The sequence below is a fragment of the Nocardia sp. NPDC047648 genome (genome assembly GCF_040642815.1).
GTDB lineage: Bacteria > Actinomycetota > Actinomycetes > Mycobacteriales > Mycobacteriaceae > Nocardia > Nocardia gamkensis.
In genome coordinates, this window is sequence record NZ_JBEYSX010000001.1 from 843,930 (window position 1) to 865,348 (window position 21,419).

Genomic DNA, 21,419 nt, shown 5'->3' on the forward strand with positions numbered 1-21,419 from the left:
ACGAAGCCAGCAAATCAACCGCAATTCATCGGTAGCATCAGTCGCGGGCAACGACTTTCCGAGCAGCCACCGCGGCGGCACTCGCGGGGGCGGCAGTTCGGCGAGTCGCCCGGTCGAGTCGCCAGGACAGCGGAAGCGGCGTCGGGAAGGAGCCACCCAGTGCATCCGAGGCATTCGTCGCGGAGACCGATCGTGGTGGGGACCGACGGTTCGGACCCATCGATCGTCGCGGTCCGCTGGGCGGCGCAGACCGCCGCGCTGCACGACGCGCCCCTGCACATCGCGCTGGTCGTCGAGTCGCCGCTCGCCTCCGACGACGACGATCCGCCGCGCCCGGCGGCGTTGCTGCGGGTGCGCGAAGCGGACGAGGCGATCGAGCGCGCCGCGAACGCCGCGGTGGCGGCCGCGCGTACCGTGCGCGACATCGCCATCGGCACCGAGATCCGCACCGCGCACATCGCCACCGCCCTGATCGAGCGTTCTCGCAGCGCGGCGATGCTCGTGGTCGGCACCCGCGGTATCGGCCGTGTCCAGCGAGTCCTGCTCGGCTCGGTCAGCACCGCCGTCGCCCGGGACGCCGATTGCCCCGTGGCGGTGGTGCCCGCCGAGACGCCGCTGTGGGACCGGGCCGGCACCGGGCCGGTGATCGTCGGGGTGGACGGCTCCGCCGCCGAGCAAGCCGCCATCGAGGTCGCGGCCACCGAAGCCTCGCTGCGCGGGGTCGAACTGGTGGCCGTGCACACCTGGGGCGAGGTCGAGCCGCTCGGTGCGATCGGCACCGACTGGACCGCGCTGCGCCGGACCGAGGAAGCGTTGCTCGCCACGAGCCTGGCCGGTTGGCAGGAGCAGTACCCGGAACTCACCATCCGGCGCGAAGTCGTCCGCGACCGGCCGGAGCGGCGGTTGCTCGAACGCTCCCGCGAGGGGCAACTGCTGGTGGTGGGCAACCGTGGCCGCGGAGCCCTGGGACGGCTGCTGTTCGGTTCGGTGGGTGACGCGCTGCTGCGCTCGGTGGATCGCCCCATCGTCATAGCCCGCTGAGGCGTCGGCGGGTGGTATCGCCCGTCGTCCGGCGTGCGCGTCGTCACGGCGGGCCACGTTCCCGAGCACCGGCGTCGACATGGGAAGATGAACGACGTGCTGCGTTGGATAACTGCTGGAGAATCCCATGGTCCCGCTCTCGTCGCCCTCCTCGAGGGGATGGTGGCAGGCGTCGAGGTGACGTCGGACGAGATCTCCACGCAGCTCGCGCGCCGCAGGCTGGGCTACGGCCGCGGCGCGCGGATGAAGTTCGAGGCCGACAAGGTCACCGTCGTCGGCGGTGTGCGGCACGGGCGCACGATGGGCGGCCCGGTCGCCATCGAGGTGGCCAACTCCGAGTGGCCGAAGTGGACCACCGTGATGTCCGCAGACCCGGTCGATCCGGCCGAACTCGCCGAGCTGGCCCGCAACGCACCGCTGACCCGCCCCCGGCCGGGGCACGCCGACTACTCCGGAATGCTCAAGTACAACTTCGACGACGCCCGCAACGTGCTCGAGCGCGCCAGTGCCAGGGAGACCGCCGCACGCGTCGCGGCGGGCACCGTCGCCCGCAACTTCCTGCGCCAGGCGTTCGGCGCGGAGGTCGTCTCGCACGTCGTGTCGATCGGCACGGCGCAGAACACCTCCGGCATCGTGCCGACCGCCGCCGATCTCGCCGCGGTGGACGAGAGCCCGGTGCGGGCGTTCGACAAGGACGCCGAAGCCGCGATGATCGCCGAGATCGAGGCGGCCAAGAAGGACGGCGACACCCTCGGCGGTGTGGTCGAGGTGGTCGTGGAGGGACTTCCGGTCGGCCTCGGCTCGTTCACCAGCGGCGAGAACCGGCTGGACGCGCGCCTCGCGGCCGCCCTGATGGGAATCCAGGCCATCAAGGGCGTCGAGGTCGGTGACGGTTTCGAGACCGCACGCCGCCGCGGCAGCCAGGCGCACGACGAGATGCGGCCCGGCCCCGACGGCGTGCTGCGCTCCACCAATCGCGCCGGTGGCCTGGAGGGCGGCATGACCAACGGCGAGGCGCTGCGCGTGCGTGCCGCCATGAAGCCGATCTCGACGGTGCCGCGCGCGCTGTCCACCGTCGACATGACCACCGGAGACGAGGCCGTCGCCATCCACCAGCGTTCGGACGTGTGCGCCGTTCCCGCGGCGGGCGTGGTGGCCGAATCCATGGTGGCGCTGGTCGTCGCGCAGGCGGCGCTGGAGAAGTTCGGCGGCGATTCGCTCACCGAGACGGTCGAGAACATCACCAGCTACATCAAGCGCATCAGCACTCGCCCCCACGTGCCCGCGGACAGTCGGTCGCAATGATCGTGCAGACCGATCCGCGCGCCCCGCGCGTGGTGCTGGTCGGACCGCCGGGGGCGGGCAAGTCGACGATCGGCCGCAAGCTCGCGAGGGAGCTCGGCGTCGAGCTGTACGACACCGATGCGGGTATCGAGCGGGAGACCGGTCGCACCATCCCGGAGATCTTCGCCGAAGACGGTGAGCCCGAATTCCGCAGGATCGAGGAGCGGGTGGTCCGCCGCGCCGTCCTCGCCGAGCGCGGTGTGGTCTCGCTGGGCGGCGGCGCCGTGCTGTCCGCCGACACCAGAGCCCTTCTGCGCGGCCGCACCGTGGTCTATCTGGAGATCAGTGTGGCCGAGGGGCTTCGGCGCACCGGCGCGAGCACCCAGCGGCCGCTGCTCAACGGCGCCGACCCCGGCGCGAAGTACCGGGAGCTGATGCGCGCCCGCAGGCCGCTCTACCGGGAGGTGGCCACCGTCCGGGTCCGCACCGACGGTCGCAGTCCGAGCCGGGTGGTACGGATGATCATGACCAAGCTCGGTATGGAGCCGGTCGAGCACGCCGAAGCGGACCTCCGGCCGCCGCCGAGCGGGATTCCGCAGGGCAGCAGCCGATCCCGGTCCCGCCGTCGCGCCAGAGCCAGGGCCGCGGCCCGGCGCACGACCGCCGATCAGGGCGAGAGCACCGCCACCGAAACCGGTGCCACGAAGGAATCGGCGGCGACCACCACCGCTCGATCCCGCCGTACGCGCAGGGGCCGTACGAGCGAACCCGACGCCGCCAACGGAACGAGCGACGGCGAGACCGCGGCAGGCAACCGATCCAGGCGTGCCCGCGCACGCCGTGCCCGTGCCCGGGCGCGTCAGCAGTCGACAACAGCAACAACAGAATCGGAGCAAGCCACGTGACAGAGCCGAGTCGTCTCGAAGTCCGGACCGCCGACCCGTACCCGGTGATCATCGGTCGCGGGTTGCTCGGAGAACTCGTCGAGTCGGTCAGCGGCGCGACCAAAGGCGTGCGCACCGTGGCCATCTTCCATCAGCCGCCGCTCGCCGAGACCGCCGAAGCGGTGCGGAAGGCGCTGGCCGACACCGGCATCGACGCGCATCGTGTCGAGATCCCGGACGCCGAGGCGGGCAAGGACCTGGCCGTCGCCGGGTTCTGCTGGGAGGTGCTCGGGCGCATCGGCCTGACCCGCAACGACGTCGTGGTCAGCCTCGGCGGCGGCGCGGCGACCGACCTGGCCGGGTTCGTCGCCGCCACCTGGATGCGCGGGGTGCGCATCGTGCACGTGCCCACCACGCTGCTGGCCATGGTCGACGCGGCGGTCGGCGGCAAGACCGGCATCAACACCGAGGCAGGCAAGAACCTCGTCGGCTGCTTCCACGAGCCCGCCGCCGTGCTGGTCGACCTGGCCACGCTGGAGACGGTTCCGCGCAACGAGATCGTGGCGGGCATGGCCGAGATCATCAAGGCCGGTTTCATCGCCGACCCGGTGATCCTCGATCTGGTGGAGCGCGACCCCGAGGCCGCCCTCGACCCGTCCGGCGAGGTGCTGCCGGAGCTGATCCGCCGCGCGATCCAGGTGAAAGCCGACGTCGTCGCCGCCGATCTGAAGGAGTCCAGCCTCCGCGAGATCCTCAACTACGGTCACACCCTCGGGCACGCGATCGAGCGGCGGGAGCGCTACCGGTGGCGGCACGGCGCGGCGGTCTCCGTCGGGCTGGTGTTCGCCGCCGAACTCGGCCGTCTCGCGGGCCGTCTCGACGACGACACCGCCGACCGTCATCGCGCGATCCTGACCGCCGTCGGGCTGCCGACCAGCTACGACGCCGACGCACTTCCGCAACTGCTGGACGCCATGCAGACCGACAAGAAGACGCGCTCCGGCGTGCTGCGCTTCGTCGTGCTCGACGGTCTCGCCAAGCCGGGCCGACTCGAGGGACCCGATCCCACATTGCTGGCCGCCGCCTACTCCGCCGTGGCGCGCGAAGGCAAGCCCGACACCGGCGGCATCCTGCTGTAGAGCCATGACACGCCCGGTGCCGGACGTGGTGTTCGACCGAACGAGGAACGGCGGACCCTCCAGGAGGGTCCGCCGTTTCTCGTCTCAGTGAGACGGAACCCAGAGGTCGTACCTACCACTGCCGTCGTTTCGCGGAACGCACTCCGCGTGATCGTTCCAGAGCGGCGCGTCCTTCATGCAGCTCGCCAGCGAGACGTTCGACGCCGACGACACACATTTGAATCCCCACTTTGGCTGCGCCGAGGCACAGCCATCGGCTTTCGCCGCCGCCTGACCGCCGAACACGAACGCGGACGCGGCGATCGCCATCGCCGCGGTGACCCCGAATCGAATCAGCACAACGCTTCCCCTCCCGTTGAAATGCATTGCACAGCAGCATAACCGGCGGCGTCGGCAGCGGAAAGGGTGGTGCGCACCGGCACGGCCGGTTGTCCGCATCGCCACCTATGGCAATGCGTCAGCAAATGACGCGGACGAGCAACTTCACCCCGTCCGATTGCATCGATGCGCGAGGCGGCCTCAGGCGGGGGTGGACTGTTTGCTTGCGGCGCGGTCGGCGAGTGCGCGGCCGATCCCCACGCCGATGAGGGCGAAGATGAAGATCAGCAGGACGATGAACGCCGCGGCCGCGGTGAGTTCGAAAAGCAGGCCGTTGTCTCCCAGGTCGAATTTGGGCAACCAGTCGAGCAGCCAGGCGGCGAGACCGCTGCCGACGCCGGCCACCACCGCGGCCTTCAGCCACAGCAGTGTCAGGTCGGTGCCGCGGTCGGGATCGGGCTGGGCCGTCCTGTCCTTGCGTCCGTCCAGGAAACCCCAGTACAGGGCGGCCGCGACCAGCACGATCAGTGCGAGCGCACGCATCCACGCCCCGTGGGTCGGCCAGTACACCATCGCGAACCCCAGCGCGGCGCGCAGCACGACGACCAGCGCACCGAGCACGATCGCCCGCAACACCCAAGCATTCATGCGCACCACCCTAACCCCGCGTCGCGCTCAACCAAACTAGAACCGGTATCAATTCCGGGGCCGGTGCCCCTCGTCCAGCGCCGCCGCCATTTCCGCGCGCGGCGCGGGCTGCCCGGTGAACAGCTCGACCTGCCCGTAGGCCTGGTTCAGCAGCATCTCCAAACCGCTGACCACCGTGTGCCCGGCCCTCCACACCGCCTCGGCCAGCGGTGTCGGCCATGGGTTGTAGATCGCGTCGAGCACCACCGGAGCCTCGGCCACCGCAGGGGCGACGACCGCGGCCGCCGTGGCGGGAACGGTACTGATCACGGCGCCCGCCGCCGCGCAGATCCCCTGGAGCGGCCCGGCCTCGAACGCGGCCAGCGCGGCAACCATTCCGAGCCGCTCGGCGAGTTCGAGCGCACCGCGCGCCCGGTTCGCGTCCCGCGCGACCACGGTGACCGACTTCGCGCCCAGCTCCGACAGCGCCAGCAGAGCGGGGCGCGCGGTACCGCCCGCGCCCAACACCACACCTTCGGCCAGTTCTCCGGCCCCTGCGCCGCGCAGCGCACCGAGCACGCCATCGACGTCGGTGCAGTCGGCCAGCCAGCCTGCGCCGGTGCGGACCAAGGTGTTGGCCGATCCGACCAGCACGGCACGCTCGGTGCGCTCGTGCGCGTAGGCCAGTGCCGCTTCCTTGCCGGGCATGGTCACCGAGAGACCGACCCATTCCGGGCCCAGCCCGTCGACGAACCCGGGCAGTTGCTCGGCCGAGCATTCGATCCGCTCGTAGCTCCAGTCCAGCCCGAGCGCGCGATACGCGGCCAGGTGCAGCTGGGGCGATCGCGAGTGCGCGATCGGCTTACCGAGCACCGCGGCCTTGCGACTACCGGCCACCGCTGTCCTTGGAACTGTCGAGAATGCCGCTGCGCTGCGCGCGTGCGATCAGGCGCAGATGCTCCTGGTAGTCGTCGGTGAACAAGGTGGTGCCCTGCTTGTCGACGGTGACGAAGTACAGCCAGGGCCCCACTTCCGGATTCTCCATCGCACGCAACGCGTTCAACGACGGCGCGGCGATCGGGGTCTTGGGCAGACCCTGCATCGCATAGGTGTTCCAGGCGGTTTCCTGAGCGCGGTCGGCGTCGGTGGTCGCCACCTCGGTGCGGTCCAGGGTGTAGTTCACCGTCGAGTCGAACTGCAGCATCTGATCGACCCGCAGCCGGTTCACGATCACCCGTGCCACTTTGCCCATGTCCTGTGGCTTCGCCTCACGTTCCACCAGCGAGGCGGCGACCAGCGTCTCATAGGGCGTCAGTTTCGTGTCGGCGCCCGACTGCAGCAATCCGGTGGATTCGTAGCTCTTCGCGCTCGCGGACACCAATTGCCGCAGGATCTGTTCCGGTGTGCCGCTGGGATCGAAATCCCATGTGCCCGCGGCGATCAGGCCTTCCAGCTGTCTCGCCCGGTCCGGGCAGTCCTTGACACCCTGCATCGCCCACGCAGGCACCCCGAGCGAGGCCAGGTCCAGGCTCGCGCCCGCGGCATCGAGCTGTTCGTAGGTCACGCACTTCTGGTTCGCGCCGGTGCCGATGCAGCTGGCCTCGGCGATCTTGCGGTAGATGCCGTCGTACCGCCCGCCGGTGCTCATGTCGTGCTGGTCGTGCAGCAGACGTCCTTCGGAGACGACCAGGTTGCCGACTCTGGAGTCCTTGCCGACCAGCGCGGCGACCGCCTGCGCGGCGGGACTGCGGCTCGCGATCGCGTAGAAGCCCGGCTGCACCGCGTTCATGTTCGAATTCCGCACGGCCGCTTCGATGAACGCGCCGGTGCTGGCGACGACGCCCTTGTCGTGCATGGTCGCCGCGATCTGCGTCGAGGTGTCGCCGTCGTGCACTTGCACGATCACCAAGGGTCCGGGCGGACCCGCGAAGTCCTCCGGCGGGCCGAAACTGGCGACCAGCTTCATGCCCGCGAAGACCACGGCGCCGGCGAACATCAGCGCGAAGACGCCGCCGACGATCCATATGGTCCGGCGGCGCCGCTTGCGCTCGGCGGCTTTGCGCGAGGCCACCCGGGATCGCTTGCCACGTCGACCAGGACGCTCCGAACGCTCCGGCTGCACGCGCTTCGCGCGGCGCGGCGCCTGCTCGCGAGTGGCGCTCGCACGCTGCCCGCCACGCCGCGGGGCGGGCGGAGGGGGAGTGGGCGGCTCCTCCTCCTCGTCATCGACGTAGCGGGGGATGACGGTCGTGTCGTCGTCGTAGTAGTCGTCGCCGTCGTCGTGTTCGCCCCAGGCCCGGTCGTCTCTCCGATACCGCCGATCAGCTTCGCGCTGTCGGAACAGTTCCTCGGCCCGCGCCCACCGATCCGTCATGCATCGTCCCCGGGCGACGCGGAACGTCCCGCTTCCACCGACCTCAACACCGCACTCCGTTCGTCCAACCATCCTTGCAGGATCGACACGGCCGCCGCCTGATCGATCACCTGCCGCTGGCCACGCGCGCGAACTCCACTGTCCCGCAATGCACGTGCAGCTGACACCGTAGTCAAACGTTCGTCGGAAAGCCGGACCGGCACCGGCCCGACGGCAGCCCGCAATCGCTCAGCGAATGCGCTGGCCAGCGTAGCCGCAGTCCCCTTCTCCCCGCGTAATGTTCGCGGCAATCCGACTATTACCTCGACTGCCTCGTACTCCCGCACAATTTCGGCAATTCTTTCGATATCGGGTGCGGGAGCCGAACGCCGTGACGATTTCGCGCGCGGTACGGTCTCCACCGGCGTGGCGAGAATGCCGTCGGGATCGCACGCGGCGACCCCGATCCGGACACTGCCGACGTCGACGCCGATCCGCCTGCCCCGGCCGGGGTCGGTGGCGGGATCCGGCCGGTCGGCGCCGCGCTGCGCCGACCTCTCCGATTCCGCGGGCTCGCCCATCACCCGGCGAGTTCGGCCACCCGCGCGCGGACCGCGGCCAGGCCCGCCGGAATGCCGGACGGATCCGACCCCGCGCCCTGGGCCATCTCCGGCTTACCGCCGCCGCGTCCGGCGATACTCGGGCCGAAGCTGCCGACCAGATCACCCGCCTTGATGCCGAGTTCCTGCGCGGGCTTGTTCACGGCGACCACGAACGGCACCTTGCCGTCGGCGTTGCCGAGCAGCACCACCACGGCGGGCTCGCTGCCGAACCGGCCGCGGATGTCGGTGGCGAGGGTGCGCAGATCTCCCGCGGGCACGCCCTCCGGCGCAGCCACGGCGACCAGCAGCAGGCGGCCGATCCGCTCGGCTTCCTCGACGAATGTGGCCGCCGACGACAGCACGGCCGCCATCTTCGTGCGCTCGAGTTCTTTCTCGGCCACCTTGAGCCGCTCCACGAGCTGCTCGACGCGACCCGGCACCTCTTCGGAGGGCACCTTCAGCGCGGAGGCGACACCGGCCAGCAGCGCGCGCTCCTTGGCCAGGTACTTGTAGGAGTCCAGGCCGACGAACGCTTCGACGCGCCGCACACCGGAGCCGACCGACGACTCGCCGAGCACGGTGATCGGGCCGATCTGCGAGGAATGCTGCACATGCGTACCGCCGCACAGCTCCATGGAGAACGGGCCGCCGATCTCCACGACGCGGACCTCGTTGCCGTAGTTCTCGCCGAACAGCGCCAGCGCGCCCATCTGCTTGGCCTTCGGCAGATCGGTGAGGAAAGTGTTCACCGGGAAGTCGGCGCCTACCGCGTCGTTGGACACGGCCTCGATGTCGGCCTTCTGCTGCTCGGACAGCTGGCCCTGCCAGTTGAAGTCGAAGCGCAGGTAGCCCGGCTTGTTCAGGGAACCGGCCTGCACGGCGTTCGGGCCGAGCACCTGCCGCAGGGCAGCGTGCACCATGTGCGTGCCGGAATGGCCCTGCGTGGCGCCGCGCCGCCACGCGGGATCGGCCTGGGCGAGCACGATATCGCCCTCGGTGACCTGGCCGTGCTCCACGGTGGTCTTGTGCACCCACAGCTTCTTGGCGATCTTCTGCACGTCGTTGACGCGCAGCTTCAGGCCCGAAGAGGCGGTGATGGAGCCGCGGTCGGCGATCTGGCCGCCGGACTCGGCGTAGAGCGGGCTGCGGTCCAGGATCACCTCGACGTCCTGCCCGACGGTCGCGGCGGGCACCCGGACGCCGTCGGCGATCAGGGCGAGCACGGTGGCCTCGGAGGTGAGCTCGTCGAAGCCGGTGAACTCGGTGGCGCCCCGGTCGACCAACTCCTTGTAGATCGTCAGGTCGGCGTGGGCGTGCTTACGGGACTGCGCGTCCTCCTTGGCGCGCTTGCGCTGCTCGGCCATGAGCGAGCGGAAGCCCTCCTCGTCGACCGACAGCCCGGCCTCGGCGGCCATCTCCAGCGTCAGATCGATCGGGAAACCGTAGGTGTCGTGCAGGGTGAACGCGTCCGACCCGGCGATCGTGCTGCCGCCCCCGGCCTTCACCGCGGCGGCGGTGTTGTCGAACAAGGTGGAGCCGGTGTTCAGCGTCTTCAGGAACGCCGTCTCCTCGCCGACGGCGACGGTTTCGATCCGGCGGAAGTCGGTGGCCAGCTCCGGGTAGGACGGGGCCATCAGGTCGCTGACGACCTTCATGAACTCGCTCATCACCGGCTTCTCGGCGCCGAGCAGGCGCGCCGAGCGCACGATGCGGCGCAGCAGGCGGCGCAGCACGTAGCCACGGCCGTCGTTGCCCGGGTTCACGCCGTCGGCGATGAGCATGGCGGCGGTGCGGGCGTGGTCGGCGATCACGCGGAAGCGGACGTCGTCCTCATGCTGCACGCCGTAGGAACGCCCGGTCAGCTCCTCGGCCTTGTCGATGATGGGGCGCAGCAGGTCGGTCTCGTAGACGTTGTCCACGCCCTGCAGCAGCAGCGCGATCCGCTCGACGCCCATACCGGTGTCGATGTTCTTCTTCGGCAGCGACCCGACCGGCGGATGCCCCAGCTTCGGACTCAGCTCACCGCGGACGTCCTGCATGAACACGAGATTCCAGATCTCGAGGTAGCGGTCCTCGTCGGCGACCGGTCCCCCGTCGCGGCCGTGCTCGGGCCCGCGGTCGTAGTAGATCTCCGAGCAGGGTCCACCGGGGCCGGGCACGCCCATGTCCCAGTAGTTGTCCTTGCCGTCGCGGAACTGGATGCGCTCCTCGGGCATGCCCGCGACCCGCTTCCAGATCTCGGCGGCCTCCGGGTCGTCCTGGTAGACGGTCACCCAGATCCGCTCGGGGTCGAAGCCGTAACCGCCTTCGTCCTGCGGCTTGGAGATCAGTTCCCAGGCGAGCGTGATCGCCCCCTCCTTGAAATAGTCACCGAAGGAGAAGTTCCCCGCCATCTGGAAGAACGTGTTGTGCCGCGTGGTGACGCCGACCTCTTCGATATCGCCGGTCCGCACGCATTTCTGCACGCTGGTCGCCCGCGGGTACGGCGGCGCCTCCTGACCCAGGAAGTACGGCTTGAACTGGACCATGCCTGCGTTGACGAACAGCAGGTTCGGGTCGGCCAGGATCAGCGAGGCACTCGGCACCTCGGTATGGCCGGCACGGAGAAAGTGGTCCAGGAAACGCCGTCGAATCTCGTGGGTCTGCACGAATACCCAGCCTACCGGTGCCACGCACGCGAATTTTCATCGACCGTGCACCCGTCGCGTCCCCGCGACCGCTCAGCGAACCCAGCCCCGCGGCGGCTCGCTGTCCGGCATCGAGTACACCGGAGCGGGCGGCTCGACGGGCTTCCCGGACACCCGTCGGTCGGTCCCGCTGTAGACGCCGTCTTCCGGGTCGCTGAACACGACACTGTGGCCTGGCCGGTGGCGCCGGATGCACCGATACCGGCGCCGTACGCCCGGCACGAGCGGTCAACCTCGGACGATGCGGCGCAGCTTGTCGACCCGGGGACCGATTTCGCGTTCGTGCCCGTGGTCGGTGGGACGGTAGTAGTCGACGCCGACCAGTTCGTCGGGCGGATACTGCTGGGCGAGCACGCCGTCTTTGTCATCGTGGGGGTACCGGTAGCCCTGCGCGTTGCCGAGTGCCGCCGCACCCGCGTAGTGACCATCACGCAGGTGCGGCGGGACCGGGCCCGCCTTACCCGCCGCGACATCGGCCATGGCCGCTCCGATCGCGGCCACCACGGCGCCGGATTTCGGGGCGGTCGCCAGATGAATCGTCGCCTGCGCGAGCGCGAGGCGCCCCTCGGGCAGGCCGACCAGCTGCACCACCTGCGCGGCGGCGGTCGCCGTCTGCAACGCCATCGGATCGGCCATGCCGATGTCCTCGCTGGCGTGGATCATCAGCCTGCGGGCGATGAAGCGAGGGTCCTCGCCCGCGCTGAGCATGCGTGCCAGGTAGTGCAAGGCGGCATCGACGTCCGAGCCGCGGATGGACTTGATGAACGCGCTGATCACGTCGTAGTGCTGGTCGCCGGCGCGGTCGTAGCGGACGGCGGCCTTGTCCACGCTGGCCTCGACCAGGTCCACGTCGACGGTGCCGTCGAGCGAGGATTCGGCCGACGCTTCCAGCGCGGTCAGCGCGCGGCGGGCGTCGCCGCCCGCGATCCGGACGATGTGCTCGAGCGCGGCGTCGGTGACGGTGTACTCGCCCGCGAGCCCACGCGGGTCGGCGATCGCGCGGCCGAGCACCTGACGGATGTCGGCTTCGGTCAGCGACCGCAGTTGCAGCACCAGCGAGCGCGACAGCAGCGGCGACACCACCGAGAACGACGGGTTCTCGGTGGTCGCGCCGACCAGCAGGACGATGCGGTTCTCCACCGCGGCCAGCAGCGCGTCCTGCTGGGTCTTGGAGAAACGGTGCACCTCATCGATGAACAGCACGGTCTGCTCGCCCGCCGACAGCCTGCGCCGCGCCATGTCGATGACCGCGCGCACCTCCTTGACGCCGGCCGAGAGAGCCGACAGCGCCTCGAACCGCCGTCCGGTGGCCTGTGAGATGAGCGAGGCGAGGGTGGTCTTGCCCGTTCCGGGCGGCCCGTACAGCAGCACCGAGGCGGCGCCCGATCCCTCGATCAGCCTGCGCAGCGGCGAGCCGGGGCCGAGCAGATGCTGCTGGCCGACCACTTCCTCCAGCGTGGCCGGACGCATGCGCACGGCCAGCGGCGCGCCCGCGTCCCTGCGCACCACGGTGTCGATCGAATGCTCCGGGGGCACCGCGGCACCGGGCACGTCGAACAAACCATCGCTCACCAGACGAACGTTACCCAGCCGCACCGACAGCGCGACATGCCGTTCCCCCGTCCTCATTGCGCCGCGGACCGGCGCGGCCGCGAACCGAGTTGCGCGCCGCCGGTACTTCGGATGGGATCGGTACCCGTGCCTGAAAACGCATCCGTTTCAGATCCATCGTCCGCCACCCGCTTCGCTCGGCGCGCCCTTCTGAAGGGCAGCGCGGCCGCCGCCACCGCCACCGCCACCGCGGTGGCGGGCGCCGGACGCGCGCAAGCCGCGACACCGGCATTCCGGCACGGCGTCGCCTCGGGCGACCCGCTTCCCGACGGCGTCATCCTCTGGACCCGCGTCACCGTCTCCGACGACGCGACGCCCGGTTCGGGCGTGGGCGACCCGGCGACCGTGCGGTGGGAGATCGCCGCGGACGAGCAATTCCTCTCGATCGCCGCCTCCGGAACCGCGACGGCCGCGGCGGAGTCCGACCACACCGTCAAGGTCGACGTCTCCGGCCTCGCGCCGAACGTCGAGTACTTCTATCGCTTCAGTGCCCTCGGCCAGACCTCCGCCGTCGGCCGCACCAAAACCGCGCCCGCCACGGCGGACACACCGGACCGCCTTCGATTCGGCGTGGTCTCGTGCTCGAACTGGGAGGCGGGCTGGTTCGGCGCCTACCGTCACCTGGCCGGCCGCACCGACCTGGACGCGATCGTGCACCTGGGCGATTACATCTACGAATACGGTCGCGGCAAGTACGGCGGCCGCAACGGCACCGTGCGTGCGCACGAACCGGCGAACGAGATCGTCAGCCTGACCGATTACCGCATCCGCCACGCCCAGTACAAGACCGACCCGGATCTGCTCGGTCTGCACGCCACGCTGCCGTTCATCTGCACCTGGGACGACCACGAATCCGCGGACAACTCCTGGTCCGGCGGCGCGCACAACCACGATCCCGCGACCGAGGGCAGCTGGATCGACCGGCGCGCCGCCTCCGCGCAGGCCTACGTGGAATGGATGCCGGTCCGCGCGTCCGGGTCCGGCACCGACGTGCGGATCTACCGCAGGCTGCGCTTCGGCACCTTGGCCGAACTCAGCATGCTCGATCTGCGCAGCTACCGCGACGAGGAGGCGAAACCGGGAGCGAACTGGCGGGAGGCCGACAACCCGGCGCGCACCATCACCGGTAAGGCGCAGATGGAGTGGCTGACCGCGGGCTTGGCGTCCGCGCCGGTGCGTTGGAAGCTGGTCGGCAACTCGGTGATGATCGCTCCGCTGGTCTTCCCGCCACTGGAGCCTGCCACCACGGCCGCGATCACCAGTACCTTGGGCGTCCCGGAGTCCGGCCCGTCACTGAACGGTGACCAGTGGGACGGTTACACCGCCGACCGCACCCGCCTCTTCCGCGCCATCCTCGACCAGCAGATCTCCGACGTGCTGTTCCTGACCGGGGACATCCACTCCTCGTGGGCCGCGGATCTCCCGGTGGACGCGGCGAGCTACCCGGGCGGGGCGACGGCGGGCGCCGAGTTCGTGGTGCCGTCGGTGACCTCGTCCAGCATCGGCGACCTGCTGCGGACGAATTCCGCGCCGATCGCGGAATCGCTCGGGGCGATCAACCGTCATCTGCGGTACGTGGAGTTGGATTCGCACGGCTACGGCGTGCTGGAGGTCACCGCGGAACAGGCACAGATGGACTGGTACTACCTGTTGAACGTCACCGACCCGAATTCCGGTGTGCGCCATGGCGCTTCGTTCGCCGTTCGTTCCGGGGGCCGGGTCGAGCCGCGGCAGGGGCCGCTCGGCTGATCGCCGGGCGGTAGCTCACTCTCCGCCCCCGCATCCACCACCGCATCCACCACCACCGCTGATGTTGTCCTCCGACTTGCCATGCGGCCGGTTCCGCCATTGATAGGCGCGAATCTCTTTGCTGAGCTGCGCTCCGGCCGCGCGGGCACGGATCGCCGGGTCGCCTTCGACCCGGCTCCGGCTTCTGTTTCTTCGCAGGATCACGACGCCGAGCGGCGCGGCGACGAGCATGATCGCAAGCGATACCAGCAGTAGCTGACCCATTCGGCACTCCCGCTTCCCCGCGCCCGTGCCCCTGAACCGAGCGCTCCCGACCTCTCATCATGCCGGTCCCGCAGACCGATTCGCATCCATACGTTTCGGTTCTGCGATGGCCGCAAGACGGGCAGCGCTATGGGCTTTTCCAGGCCGATCCATCACGGTGGCGATCGACCACCGGTACCGGATCGCGTCGACGCGGTCGCGGGCATCGACGGCGCGGTCGTGGTGGCGGTCAGAACCGCTCGTCGCCCTGGCCGATCGCCTCGCGGCTGCGGGGCGGCACAGTGAGGCGCGCACCGCGTCCAGCAGGTCACATCACAGGGGTGCCACGCAAGCGCAGCCAGTGCTGGAATGCGGCAAAGGCACCGGCGAAGGCGGCAGCCTCTTTCTGCTCATGCCCGCGATGCGGTCAGGGGTAGGCCCGGGATGCGTTAGAAGCTTCACAGCCCGGTAGAAGATCGCCGGACGACAACAGAGCTGGCGGCCGAATTCGCACCGCTGAGGTCCAGCACAGCCCACGCCCGATTGCTCGAACGCGAAGCCCTACTCCGACCAGCGCTCTTCCAGCATCGCCGACACGTCCTCGGCGAAATCACCCACGATGTCGTCCCCTGTGCACCGCGCGTCTTCGGCGAGCGCGGCCCAGCGGTTGATCAGGGCCGCCGAGCGCGGCACCGACAGCCCGTGCTCCCGGGCAGCCGCGATACGCGTGTGGTCGGCGGGCAGGAACCAGTAGGTGGACAGCCACACCCAGATCAGCCGGGCTTCCAAGATGCGTTCGGCCAGCTGGTCGTCGTCGGCCAGCGCGGGCCACACGCCCACGACTTCCGCGCGCCACGCCTCGACCATCTGGTTGGCGCGTTCGCGCGAGAGCTCGAGGTCGCACAGGCAGCCCGGGAAGGACACCAGCGCGTAGGCGATGTCCAGGGTGGCGTCGCGGAATCCGCCCCACTCGTAGTCGAGGAAGCGGGCGCCCTCCTCGTTCAAGATCACATTGTCCGGGCAGAGGTCCGACGGGCTGAACGCCCGGAAGCGCCCCGCGGAGTACAGGCGGTTGCCGCGCACGATCCGCTCGGCGATCTCGCCGGGCACCTCGATCCCCAGTTCGCGCTGGAGCATGCCGGGCACCTCGGCGATCGCCGACTCGGCCTGCTGGGCGATGCCGTCCACCCGGTGCACCACGTCCACCCGGCGCAGCAACGCGACGAAGTCCGCCTCGCGCCCGACGGTGGCGGCGTGCATCCGGCCCAGCGCCTGGGCGAAGGCCATGAGGGCGTTGCGGGTGGCCGGCTCGGCGCCGGAGCGCAGCACGGCGGTGAGCAGTGAATTCTCACCGAGGTCGCTGAGGATCAACAGCCGGTCGGGGAGGCTGTGCGCGATCAGGTACGCACCCGGGCGGTGTTCCCGGCTCAGTGCGGTGGTGAACTGGTAGGACACCGTCTCGCGGAGGAACGCGGAATCGATGCTGGCCACCCCGGGCGCCAGACCGCCGGTCCGGCGATCCTGGGCGGCGCCACGGACCTGCTTGATTATCAGGGTTCGCGGCAACGAGAAAGCGTTCTCCGCTACTCGCACACGTAGGACGGTCGTCCTACCACTACCGCTGAGTTCGATCGGATCGCTCAGCTTTACCGGAGCACCCATTCGCTTTGTGAGCAACTGTTGCGCTGCGGACACGACTTCGGCGGCGCGTTCGGCCAATAGTGCGGTCATCGCCTCTCAAAGTACTCGCATGGGGTCACTTCTAGCGAGCGGTTACACAACCTTTCCGCGTCGCCCGGCGTGTCTCCGGCCAGGCCGGAGGGTGGCCGCCGGTCGCTTGACACCTGTGCACCCGTCGGGTTTTCTCATCGTGAACTGCCGTGCGCCACACCGCAAACCAGTTGAGTGGAAAGGTCTACGCATGACCGAAACACCGCCCCCCGCACCCAAACAATCACCTGGTGGCGCTTCCTCCCCGAACGACGAGGAACGCTTCGCGGCACGGCCGGGGCAGCATGAGAACCCCGATCCGCGAGGCGGCACCCCCGCAACCGGCCAACCCCGTCGGGAGATGGCCGGTTCGTCAGCATACCCGCAGTTCGAAGGTCCCGGCGCGGCGCGCTACGGCAGCGAACCGGTGCAGCCGCCTCCGCCAGTGGGCGCGCCGCACCCCAGCTACGGCCCACAGGGCACCGGCCCAGGGTGGGCGCCACCGCCCGGCCCGGCGCCTGCCCAGGAGCCGGTCTACGGCTACCAGCAGGTCACCACAGGACCGGGCACACTGGACGTGGGCCAGGCGCTCAGCTACGGCTGGGCCCGCTTCCGGGCCAATCCGGGCCCGTGGGTCGGAGTGACCGCGGTGGGCATGGTCATATATCTGGCGTTCGTGCTCGTCGTCCAGCTCACCGACCCGACGACGATGCTGCCGCTGCTGCTCGTCTTCCTGGCGGTCATGGCCGGGATATGGCTGCTGCAGGCGGCGATGGTGCGCGGTGCCCTGTACGAAACCGACGGCACCCCGCCACCTTTCGGCGCCTACTTCCGATTCGTGAACGCGGGCAATGTGCTGCTCACCGCGCTGCTGGCGTTCACGCTGACCTTCCTCGGCTCGGCGATCTGCCTGATCCCCGGGCTGATCGCCGGCTGGCTGTGCATGTTCTCGCTGCATTTCGTCGTCGATCAGGACCAGGGTCCGTTCGAGGCGCTGAAGTCCAGCTTCACCCTGGTTGTCGCCAACGCCGGGCAGGTGCTGCTGCTCGCGCTGGCGGTGCTGGTGGTCACCTTCCTGGGGCTACTGCTGTGTGGTTTCGGCCTGCTGATCGCGGGCCCGGTCGCCGTCATCGCCGTGACCTACGCCTATCGCGCCCTCACCGGCGGTACCGTCGCCGCTGTGTGAAACCCGCCTCACTTCTCGATCGGTGAGCGCATGCCGATCAAGCGTTTGAATCGTTCCACCGGACCGGCCTCGCCGCCCGCGCGAGGCCGGAGCGCGAGCACGATGATCCCGGCCACGACGATGCCCCCCATATTCACCGCGAGCTGGCCCGCGGACAGGAACGCTACCCGCCACTCCCCCAAAGTCGCCGCCACCACGGCGAATCCGGCCGCGGGCACGGTGGTCACCGAGATGAACACGCCCACCAGCGCGGCCGATTTCGCGGTCACCAGCGACAACATGCCCGCCGCGCCCGCGAGCAGCGCGACGACCAGGGAGAACGGGCCGACCTGGTAGATGAAGTCGACCTGTTCGATACTGCCCACCCCGTCGATGGTGATCCAGCCGACCTGCTCCCACACCAGCGTCGCCAGCAGCGTGACCACCATCGCCACCGGAAAACCGACCGCGAGCGCGACGGCCGAGCGGCGGGCGAGCCGGAAATCCCTGCGCACCAACGCCACCGCGAACGCGGCCAACGGACCGAACTCCGGACCGACGACCATCGCGCCGACGATCGTCACCGGCGAATCGGTCGTGACGCCCACGGCGGCGAGCAGGCAGGCGATCGTCAGGAACGCGAGGAACGTCGCGTTGAGGCTCGACTCCTCGTGCGTCTGCGCTACCAGTTCCTCCCACACCACGGCGTCGCTCGGATCGCCGGGCGCCTCGTGCACCGCGCGTTCGCCCGCGTCCGACAAGACCGTCTCGACCGGTGTGAGCGTCAAGCCGCCGGAACGGCAGATCCCCAGCGCCGTGAGGTCCTCGAGCACGGCGTTGGCGGCCTCGCGAGCCACGTCCGCCTGGACGAGGTCGCCCTTCGGCTCCAGCGCCGCACCGCGTGCCAGGGTCACGTGCGTGACCCCGGGATCGGCGGCGAGTACCGCGAGCACCTCGTCGGTGCTCTCCGGCGGGCTGATCATGCGCAAGTGCAGCAACGGGTTTCCTCGTGGTCGGCGTCAGCTGGCACGGACGCGGCTGACCAGAAAATACCGTTCGCGGCAGCGGCCGCTACGAGGCGGGCGCGTCCTTCTTCTGCTCCGGCTTGACGTCCAGTCCCGCCTCTTTGCGCTGCTGCGCGGTGATCGGCGCGGGCGCGTCGGTCAGCGGGTCGACGCCGCCACCGGTCTTCGGGAAGGCGATGACCTCGCGGATCGAGTCCTCCCCCGCCAGCAGCGCGGTGACCCGGTCCCAGCCGAAGGCGATGCCGCCGTGCGGCGGAGCGCCGAAGGCGAAGGCGTCGAGCAGGAAGCCGAACTTCTCCTGGGCCTCCTCGTGTGTGATGCCCATCACCTCGAAGACCCGTTCCTGGACGTCGCGGCGGTGGATACGAATCGACCCGCCACCGATCTCGTTGCCGTTGCAGACGATGTCGTAGGCGTAGGCCAGCGCCGAGCCCGGGTCGGTGTCGAACGTGTCCAGCGACTCCGGCTTCGGCGAGGTGAACGCGTGGTGCACCGCGGTCCAGGCGGAATGGCCCACCGCCACGTCACCGCTCGCGGTCGCCTCGACGGTCGGCTCGAACAGCGGCGCGTCCACGATCCACACGAACGACCAGGCGTCCTCGTCGATGAGGCCGACCTTGCGGGCGATCTCGACGCGCGCCGCACCGAGCAGAGCGCGCTGCGCCTTCGGTGCGCCCGCGGCGAAGAACACACAGTCCCCCGGCACCGCGCCGACGTGCTTGGCCAAGCCCTCGCGCTCGGCTTCGCTGAGGTTCTTGGCGACCGGGCCACCCAGCGTGCCGTCCTCGTTCACCAGGATGTACGCCAGTCCCTTGGCGCCGCGCTGCTTGGCCCACTCCTGCCAGGCGTCCAGCTGGCGCCGCGGCTGGCTCGCCCCGCCCGGCATGACCACCGCACCGACGTAGGGCGCCTGGAACACCCGGAACGGGGTGTCCTTGAAATAGTCGGTGCACTCGGTGATCTCCACGCCGAAGCGCAGATCGGGCTTGTCGCTGCCGAAACGGCGCATGGCCTCGGCGTAGGTCATGTGCGGGATGGGGGTCTGGATCTCGTAGCCCACCAGCTTCCACAGCGCGACCAGGATCTCCTCGGCCAGCAGGATCACGTCCTCCTGGCGCACGAAGCTCATCTCGATGTCGAGCTGGGTGAACTCCGGCTGCCGGTCGGCGCGGAAGTCCTCGTCCCGGTAGCAGCGCGCGATCTGGTAATAGCGTTCGATGCCGCCGACCATGAGCAACTGCTTGAACAGCTGCGGGCTCTGCGGCAGAGCGTAGAAGCTGCCCGGCTGCAAGCGGGCGGGCACCAGGAAGTCGCGAGCGCCCTCTGGCGTGGACCGGGTCAGCGTCGGAGTCTCGACCTCGACGAACTCGTGGTGGGCGAGCACCTCGCGGGCGGCCGCGTTGACCTTGGAGCGCAGCCGGATGGCGTGCGCCGGGCCTTCCCGGCGCAGATCCAGGTAGCGGTGCTTCAGGCGCGCTTCCTCACCGGGCTGCTCGTCCAGCTGGAAGGGCAGCGGCGCGCTCTCGTTCAGCACCTCGAGCTCGGTGACGTTCACCTCGATCGCGCCGGTCGGCAGTTCCGGGTTCTCGTTGCCGCTCGGGCGCGGTTCCACGGTGCCGGTGACGCGCACGCAGTACTCCGCGCGCAGCCGGTGCGCCTGTTCGGCGGGCATGCCCTCGCGGAATACCGCTTGGGCCACGCCGGACGCGTCGCGCAGATCGATGAAGATCACCCCACCGTGGTCACGCCGCCGGGCCACCCAACCGGTGAGAGTGACGGTCTGACCGGCATGCTCGCTTCGCAGCGAACCAGCCAAGTGGGTGCGCAGCACGGGGTTCCTTTCGACGACGCTGACACCGGGCGCGGGGTGACCAGGTGCGAGTCCATCGTAGTGAGACACATTCCCCGAGAGGAAACCGATATCGACGCGCCCATGCCAAGCTGTATCCGAGGGAGAGCGAACCGGGGCCGTACGACCGAGGGCTGTGTGTTCCCCGGGGACGAGCGAGAAAGCGACGACGATGACCTTCAACGAGGGCATGCAGATCGACCCGGACCGGGTTTCCTCCGGCGGTCCCGGCATGGGCGGCAAGCTCGCGCTGGGCGGTGGAGCGGGCGGACTCATCGTGCTGGTGCTGGCGCTGCTGCTGGGCGGCGACCCCGGCTCCATACTCGGCAATTTCACCGGTACGCCGGAGGAGAGCCAGACGCAGCCGGGCACGGAGGGCACGCCGAGCCACTGCAAGACCGGCGCGGACGCCAACAAATACGTCGACTGCCGGGTGGCGCTCACCGCGCAGAGCCTGGACGCCGTGTGGTCGGCCGAACTGCCGAAGCAGGCGGGCAAGCGCTACGCGCAGCCGAAGGTCGTGCTCTTCTCCGGGGCCACCTCCACCGGATGCGGCAACGCCACCAGCGACGTCGGGCCGTTCTACTGCCCGGCCGACCGGACCGCCTACTTCGACACCAGCTTCTTCCAGGAGCTGGTGGATCGCTTCGGTTCCAGCGGCGGCCCGCTCGCGCAGGAATACGTGGTGGCGCACGAGATCGGCCATCACATCCAGAACATGCTCGGTGATCTCGGCCGTGCGCAGCGCGATCCGCGCGGGCCCGAGTCCGGCGCGGTACGCACCGAACTGCAGGCCGACTGCTACGCGGGCATCTGGGCCCACTTCGCGGACAAGCAGCCTGCGCCCGGCAGCGACCAGCCGTTCCTGAAACCGCTGTCGGACAAGGACGTCGACGACGCGCTGTCGGCGGCCGCGGCGGTCGGCGACGACCGTATCCAGCGCGCCGCGCAAGGCCGGGTCAATCCCGAAGCATGGACGCACGGTTCGTCCGAGCAGCGACAGAAGTGGTTCCTCACCGGCTACAAGACCGGTCAGGTCCGGGCTTGCGACACGTATTCGGCGCAAGACCTGAACACTCCGTCCGGCCTGCGATAGACCCGGATCCGACCGATCCAGCGCGCCGGTTCCTCC

Annotated in this window: 17 protein-coding genes and 1 pseudogene; 7 read left to right on the forward strand and 11 right to left on the reverse strand. The window is 69.8% G+C overall.

The window, feature by feature from the left end; genetic code table 11:
- The first annotated feature begins 192 nt into the window (after positions 1-192).
- The 4 genes and pseudogenes from ABZ803_RS03895 to aroB all read left to right on the forward strand — a co-directional run bounded on the left by ABZ803_RS03895 (position 193) and on the right by aroB (position 4,348).
- Positions 193-1,041 (forward strand): universal stress protein, encoded by an 849-nt coding sequence (locus tag ABZ803_RS03895; RefSeq protein WP_357032366.1) that lies wholly within the window; start codon positions 193-195, stop codon positions 1,039-1,041.
- 96 nt (positions 1,042-1,137) lie between these two features.
- Positions 1,138-2,346 (forward strand): chorismate synthase, encoded by a 1,209-nt coding sequence (aroC, locus tag ABZ803_RS03900; RefSeq protein WP_357032701.1) that lies wholly within the window; start codon positions 1,138-1,140, stop codon positions 2,344-2,346.
- Positions 2,343-2,861: pseudogene (locus tag ABZ803_RS03905) on the forward strand (shikimate kinase); the annotation flags it as partial. The gene aroC and the pseudogene ABZ803_RS03905, both read left to right, overlap by 4 nt.
- Positions 2,862-3,226: 365 nt before the next feature.
- The gene (gene aroB / locus ABZ803_RS03910; RefSeq protein ID WP_040867583.1) at positions 3,227-4,348 is read left to right on the forward strand and encodes a 3-dehydroquinate synthase; all 1,122 of its coding nucleotides are present in this window, start codon (positions 3,227-3,229) and stop codon (positions 4,346-4,348) included.
- 84 nt (positions 4,349-4,432) lie between these two features.
- Here aroB and ABZ803_RS03915 read toward each other — a convergent pair whose 3' ends face one another.
- From ABZ803_RS03915 to ABZ803_RS03945, 7 genes are all read right to left on the reverse strand, one after another.
- Positions 4,433-4,714, reverse strand: a complete 282-nt coding sequence (locus tag ABZ803_RS03915) for a hypothetical protein (RefSeq protein ID WP_357032369.1) — start codon at positions 4,712-4,714, stop codon at positions 4,433-4,435.
- 153 nt (positions 4,715-4,867) lie between these two features.
- On the reverse strand, positions 4,868-5,314 hold the full coding sequence (locus tag ABZ803_RS03920; protein WP_357032372.1) for a B-4DMT family transporter: 447 nt from the start codon (positions 5,312-5,314) through the stop codon (positions 4,868-4,870).
- Between the two features lie 48 nt (positions 5,315-5,362).
- The gene (locus ABZ803_RS03925; protein WP_357032375.1) at positions 5,363-6,190 is read right to left on the reverse strand and encodes a shikimate dehydrogenase; all 828 of its coding nucleotides are present in this window, start codon (positions 6,188-6,190) and stop codon (positions 5,363-5,365) included.
- Positions 6,180-7,667, reverse strand: coding sequence for an endolytic transglycosylase MltG (locus tag ABZ803_RS03930; protein ID WP_357032378.1), 1,488 nt, complete (start codon positions 7,665-7,667; stop codon positions 6,180-6,182). Before ABZ803_RS03930 ends, ABZ803_RS03925 begins: the two co-directional genes overlap by 11 nt.
- On the reverse strand, positions 7,664-8,227 hold the full coding sequence (gene ruvX, locus ABZ803_RS03935) for a Holliday junction resolvase RuvX (protein WP_357032381.1): 564 nt from the start codon (positions 8,225-8,227) through the stop codon (positions 7,664-7,666). The genes ABZ803_RS03930 and ruvX overlap by 4 nt, the downstream gene beginning before the upstream one ends.
- Entirely contained in the window at positions 8,227-10,896 is a 2,670-nt protein-coding gene (gene alaS, locus ABZ803_RS03940; RefSeq protein ID WP_357032383.1) for an alanine--tRNA ligase, read from the reverse strand. The genes ruvX and alaS overlap by 1 nt, the downstream gene beginning before the upstream one ends.
- A gap of 267 nt (positions 10,897-11,163) precedes the next feature.
- Positions 11,164-12,507 carry a replication-associated recombination protein A gene (locus ABZ803_RS03945; protein WP_157114168.1) on the reverse strand — a complete coding sequence of 448 codons (1,344 nt, stop codon included), beginning with the start codon at positions 12,505-12,507 and terminating at the stop codon, positions 11,164-11,166.
- Positions 12,508-12,633: 126 nt separating this feature from the next.
- Between ABZ803_RS03945 and ABZ803_RS03950 the strand changes: the two genes are divergently transcribed.
- Positions 12,634-14,295 carry an alkaline phosphatase D family protein gene (locus ABZ803_RS03950; RefSeq protein ID WP_357032387.1) on the forward strand — a complete coding sequence of 554 codons (1,662 nt, stop codon included), beginning with the start codon at positions 12,634-12,636 and terminating at the stop codon, positions 14,293-14,295.
- A 15-nt stretch (positions 14,296-14,310) separates the two neighbouring features.
- Here the strand turns inward: ABZ803_RS03950 and ABZ803_RS03955 are convergent, their stop codons facing one another.
- Complete coding sequence (locus ABZ803_RS03955; protein WP_357032390.1) at positions 14,311-14,559, reverse strand: hypothetical protein; 249 nt, start codon at positions 14,557-14,559, stop codon at positions 14,311-14,313.
- Positions 14,560-15,099: 540 nt separating this feature from the next.
- Positions 15,100-16,269, reverse strand: a complete 1,170-nt coding sequence (locus ABZ803_RS03960; RefSeq protein ID WP_040867617.1) for a kinase — start codon at positions 16,267-16,269, stop codon at positions 15,100-15,102.
- Positions 16,270-16,609: 340 nt separating this feature from the next.
- On the opposite strand from ABZ803_RS03960, the gene ABZ803_RS03965 reads away from it, so the two are divergent.
- Positions 16,610-17,434: a hypothetical protein gene (locus tag ABZ803_RS03965; RefSeq protein ID WP_357032393.1), complete on the forward strand. Its 825-nt coding sequence runs from the start codon at positions 16,610-16,612 to the stop codon at positions 17,432-17,434.
- Between the two features lie 8 nt (positions 17,435-17,442).
- Here ABZ803_RS03965 and ABZ803_RS03970 read toward each other — a convergent pair whose 3' ends face one another.
- On the reverse strand, positions 17,443-18,411 hold the full coding sequence (locus ABZ803_RS03970) for a DUF389 domain-containing protein (RefSeq protein ID WP_357032396.1): 969 nt from the start codon (positions 18,409-18,411) through the stop codon (positions 17,443-17,445).
- Positions 18,412-18,484: 73 nt separating this feature from the next.
- Positions 18,485-20,269, reverse strand: a complete 1,785-nt coding sequence (gene aspS, locus ABZ803_RS03975; protein WP_357032399.1) for an aspartate--tRNA ligase — start codon at positions 20,267-20,269, stop codon at positions 18,485-18,487.
- Between the two features lie 190 nt (positions 20,270-20,459).
- Between aspS and ABZ803_RS03980 the strand changes: the two genes are divergently transcribed.
- Positions 20,460-21,383 carry a neutral zinc metallopeptidase gene (locus ABZ803_RS03980; protein ID WP_357032402.1) on the forward strand — a complete coding sequence of 308 codons (924 nt, stop codon included), beginning with the start codon at positions 20,460-20,462 and terminating at the stop codon, positions 21,381-21,383.
- The last annotated feature ends 36 nt before the right edge of the window (positions 21,384-21,419 follow it).

Bases quoted from the DNA above. Each gene is read 5' to 3' on its own strand.
- ABZ803_RS03920 (WP_357032372.1), bottom strand. From the start codon at position 5,314: ATGAATGCTTGGGTGTTGCGGGCGATCGTGCTCGGTGCGCTGGTCGTC.
- ruvX (WP_357032381.1), bottom strand. From the start codon at position 8,227: ATGGGCGAGCCCGCGGAATCGGAGAGGTCGGCGCAGCGCGGCGCCGAC.
- ABZ803_RS03955 (WP_357032390.1), bottom strand. From the start codon at position 14,559: ATGGGTCAGCTACTGCTGGTATCGCTTGCGATCATGCTCGTCGCCGCG.
- ABZ803_RS03980 (WP_357032402.1), top strand. From the start codon at position 20,460: ATGACCTTCAACGAGGGCATGCAGATCGACCCGGACCGGGTTTCCTCC.
- ABZ803_RS03965 (WP_357032393.1), top strand. From the start codon at position 16,610: ATGGCCGGTTCGTCAGCATACCCGCAGTTCGAAGGTCCCGGCGCGGCG.
- ABZ803_RS03960 (WP_040867617.1), bottom strand. From the start codon at position 16,269: ATGACCGCACTATTGGCCGAACGCGCCGCCGAAGTCGTGTCCGCAGCG.
- ABZ803_RS03915 (WP_357032369.1), bottom strand. From the start codon at position 4,714: ATGCATTTCAACGGGAGGGGAAGCGTTGTGCTGATTCGATTCGGGGTC.
- ABZ803_RS03930 (WP_357032378.1), bottom strand. From the start codon at position 7,667: ATGACGGATCGGTGGGCGCGGGCCGAGGAACTGTTCCGACAGCGCGAA.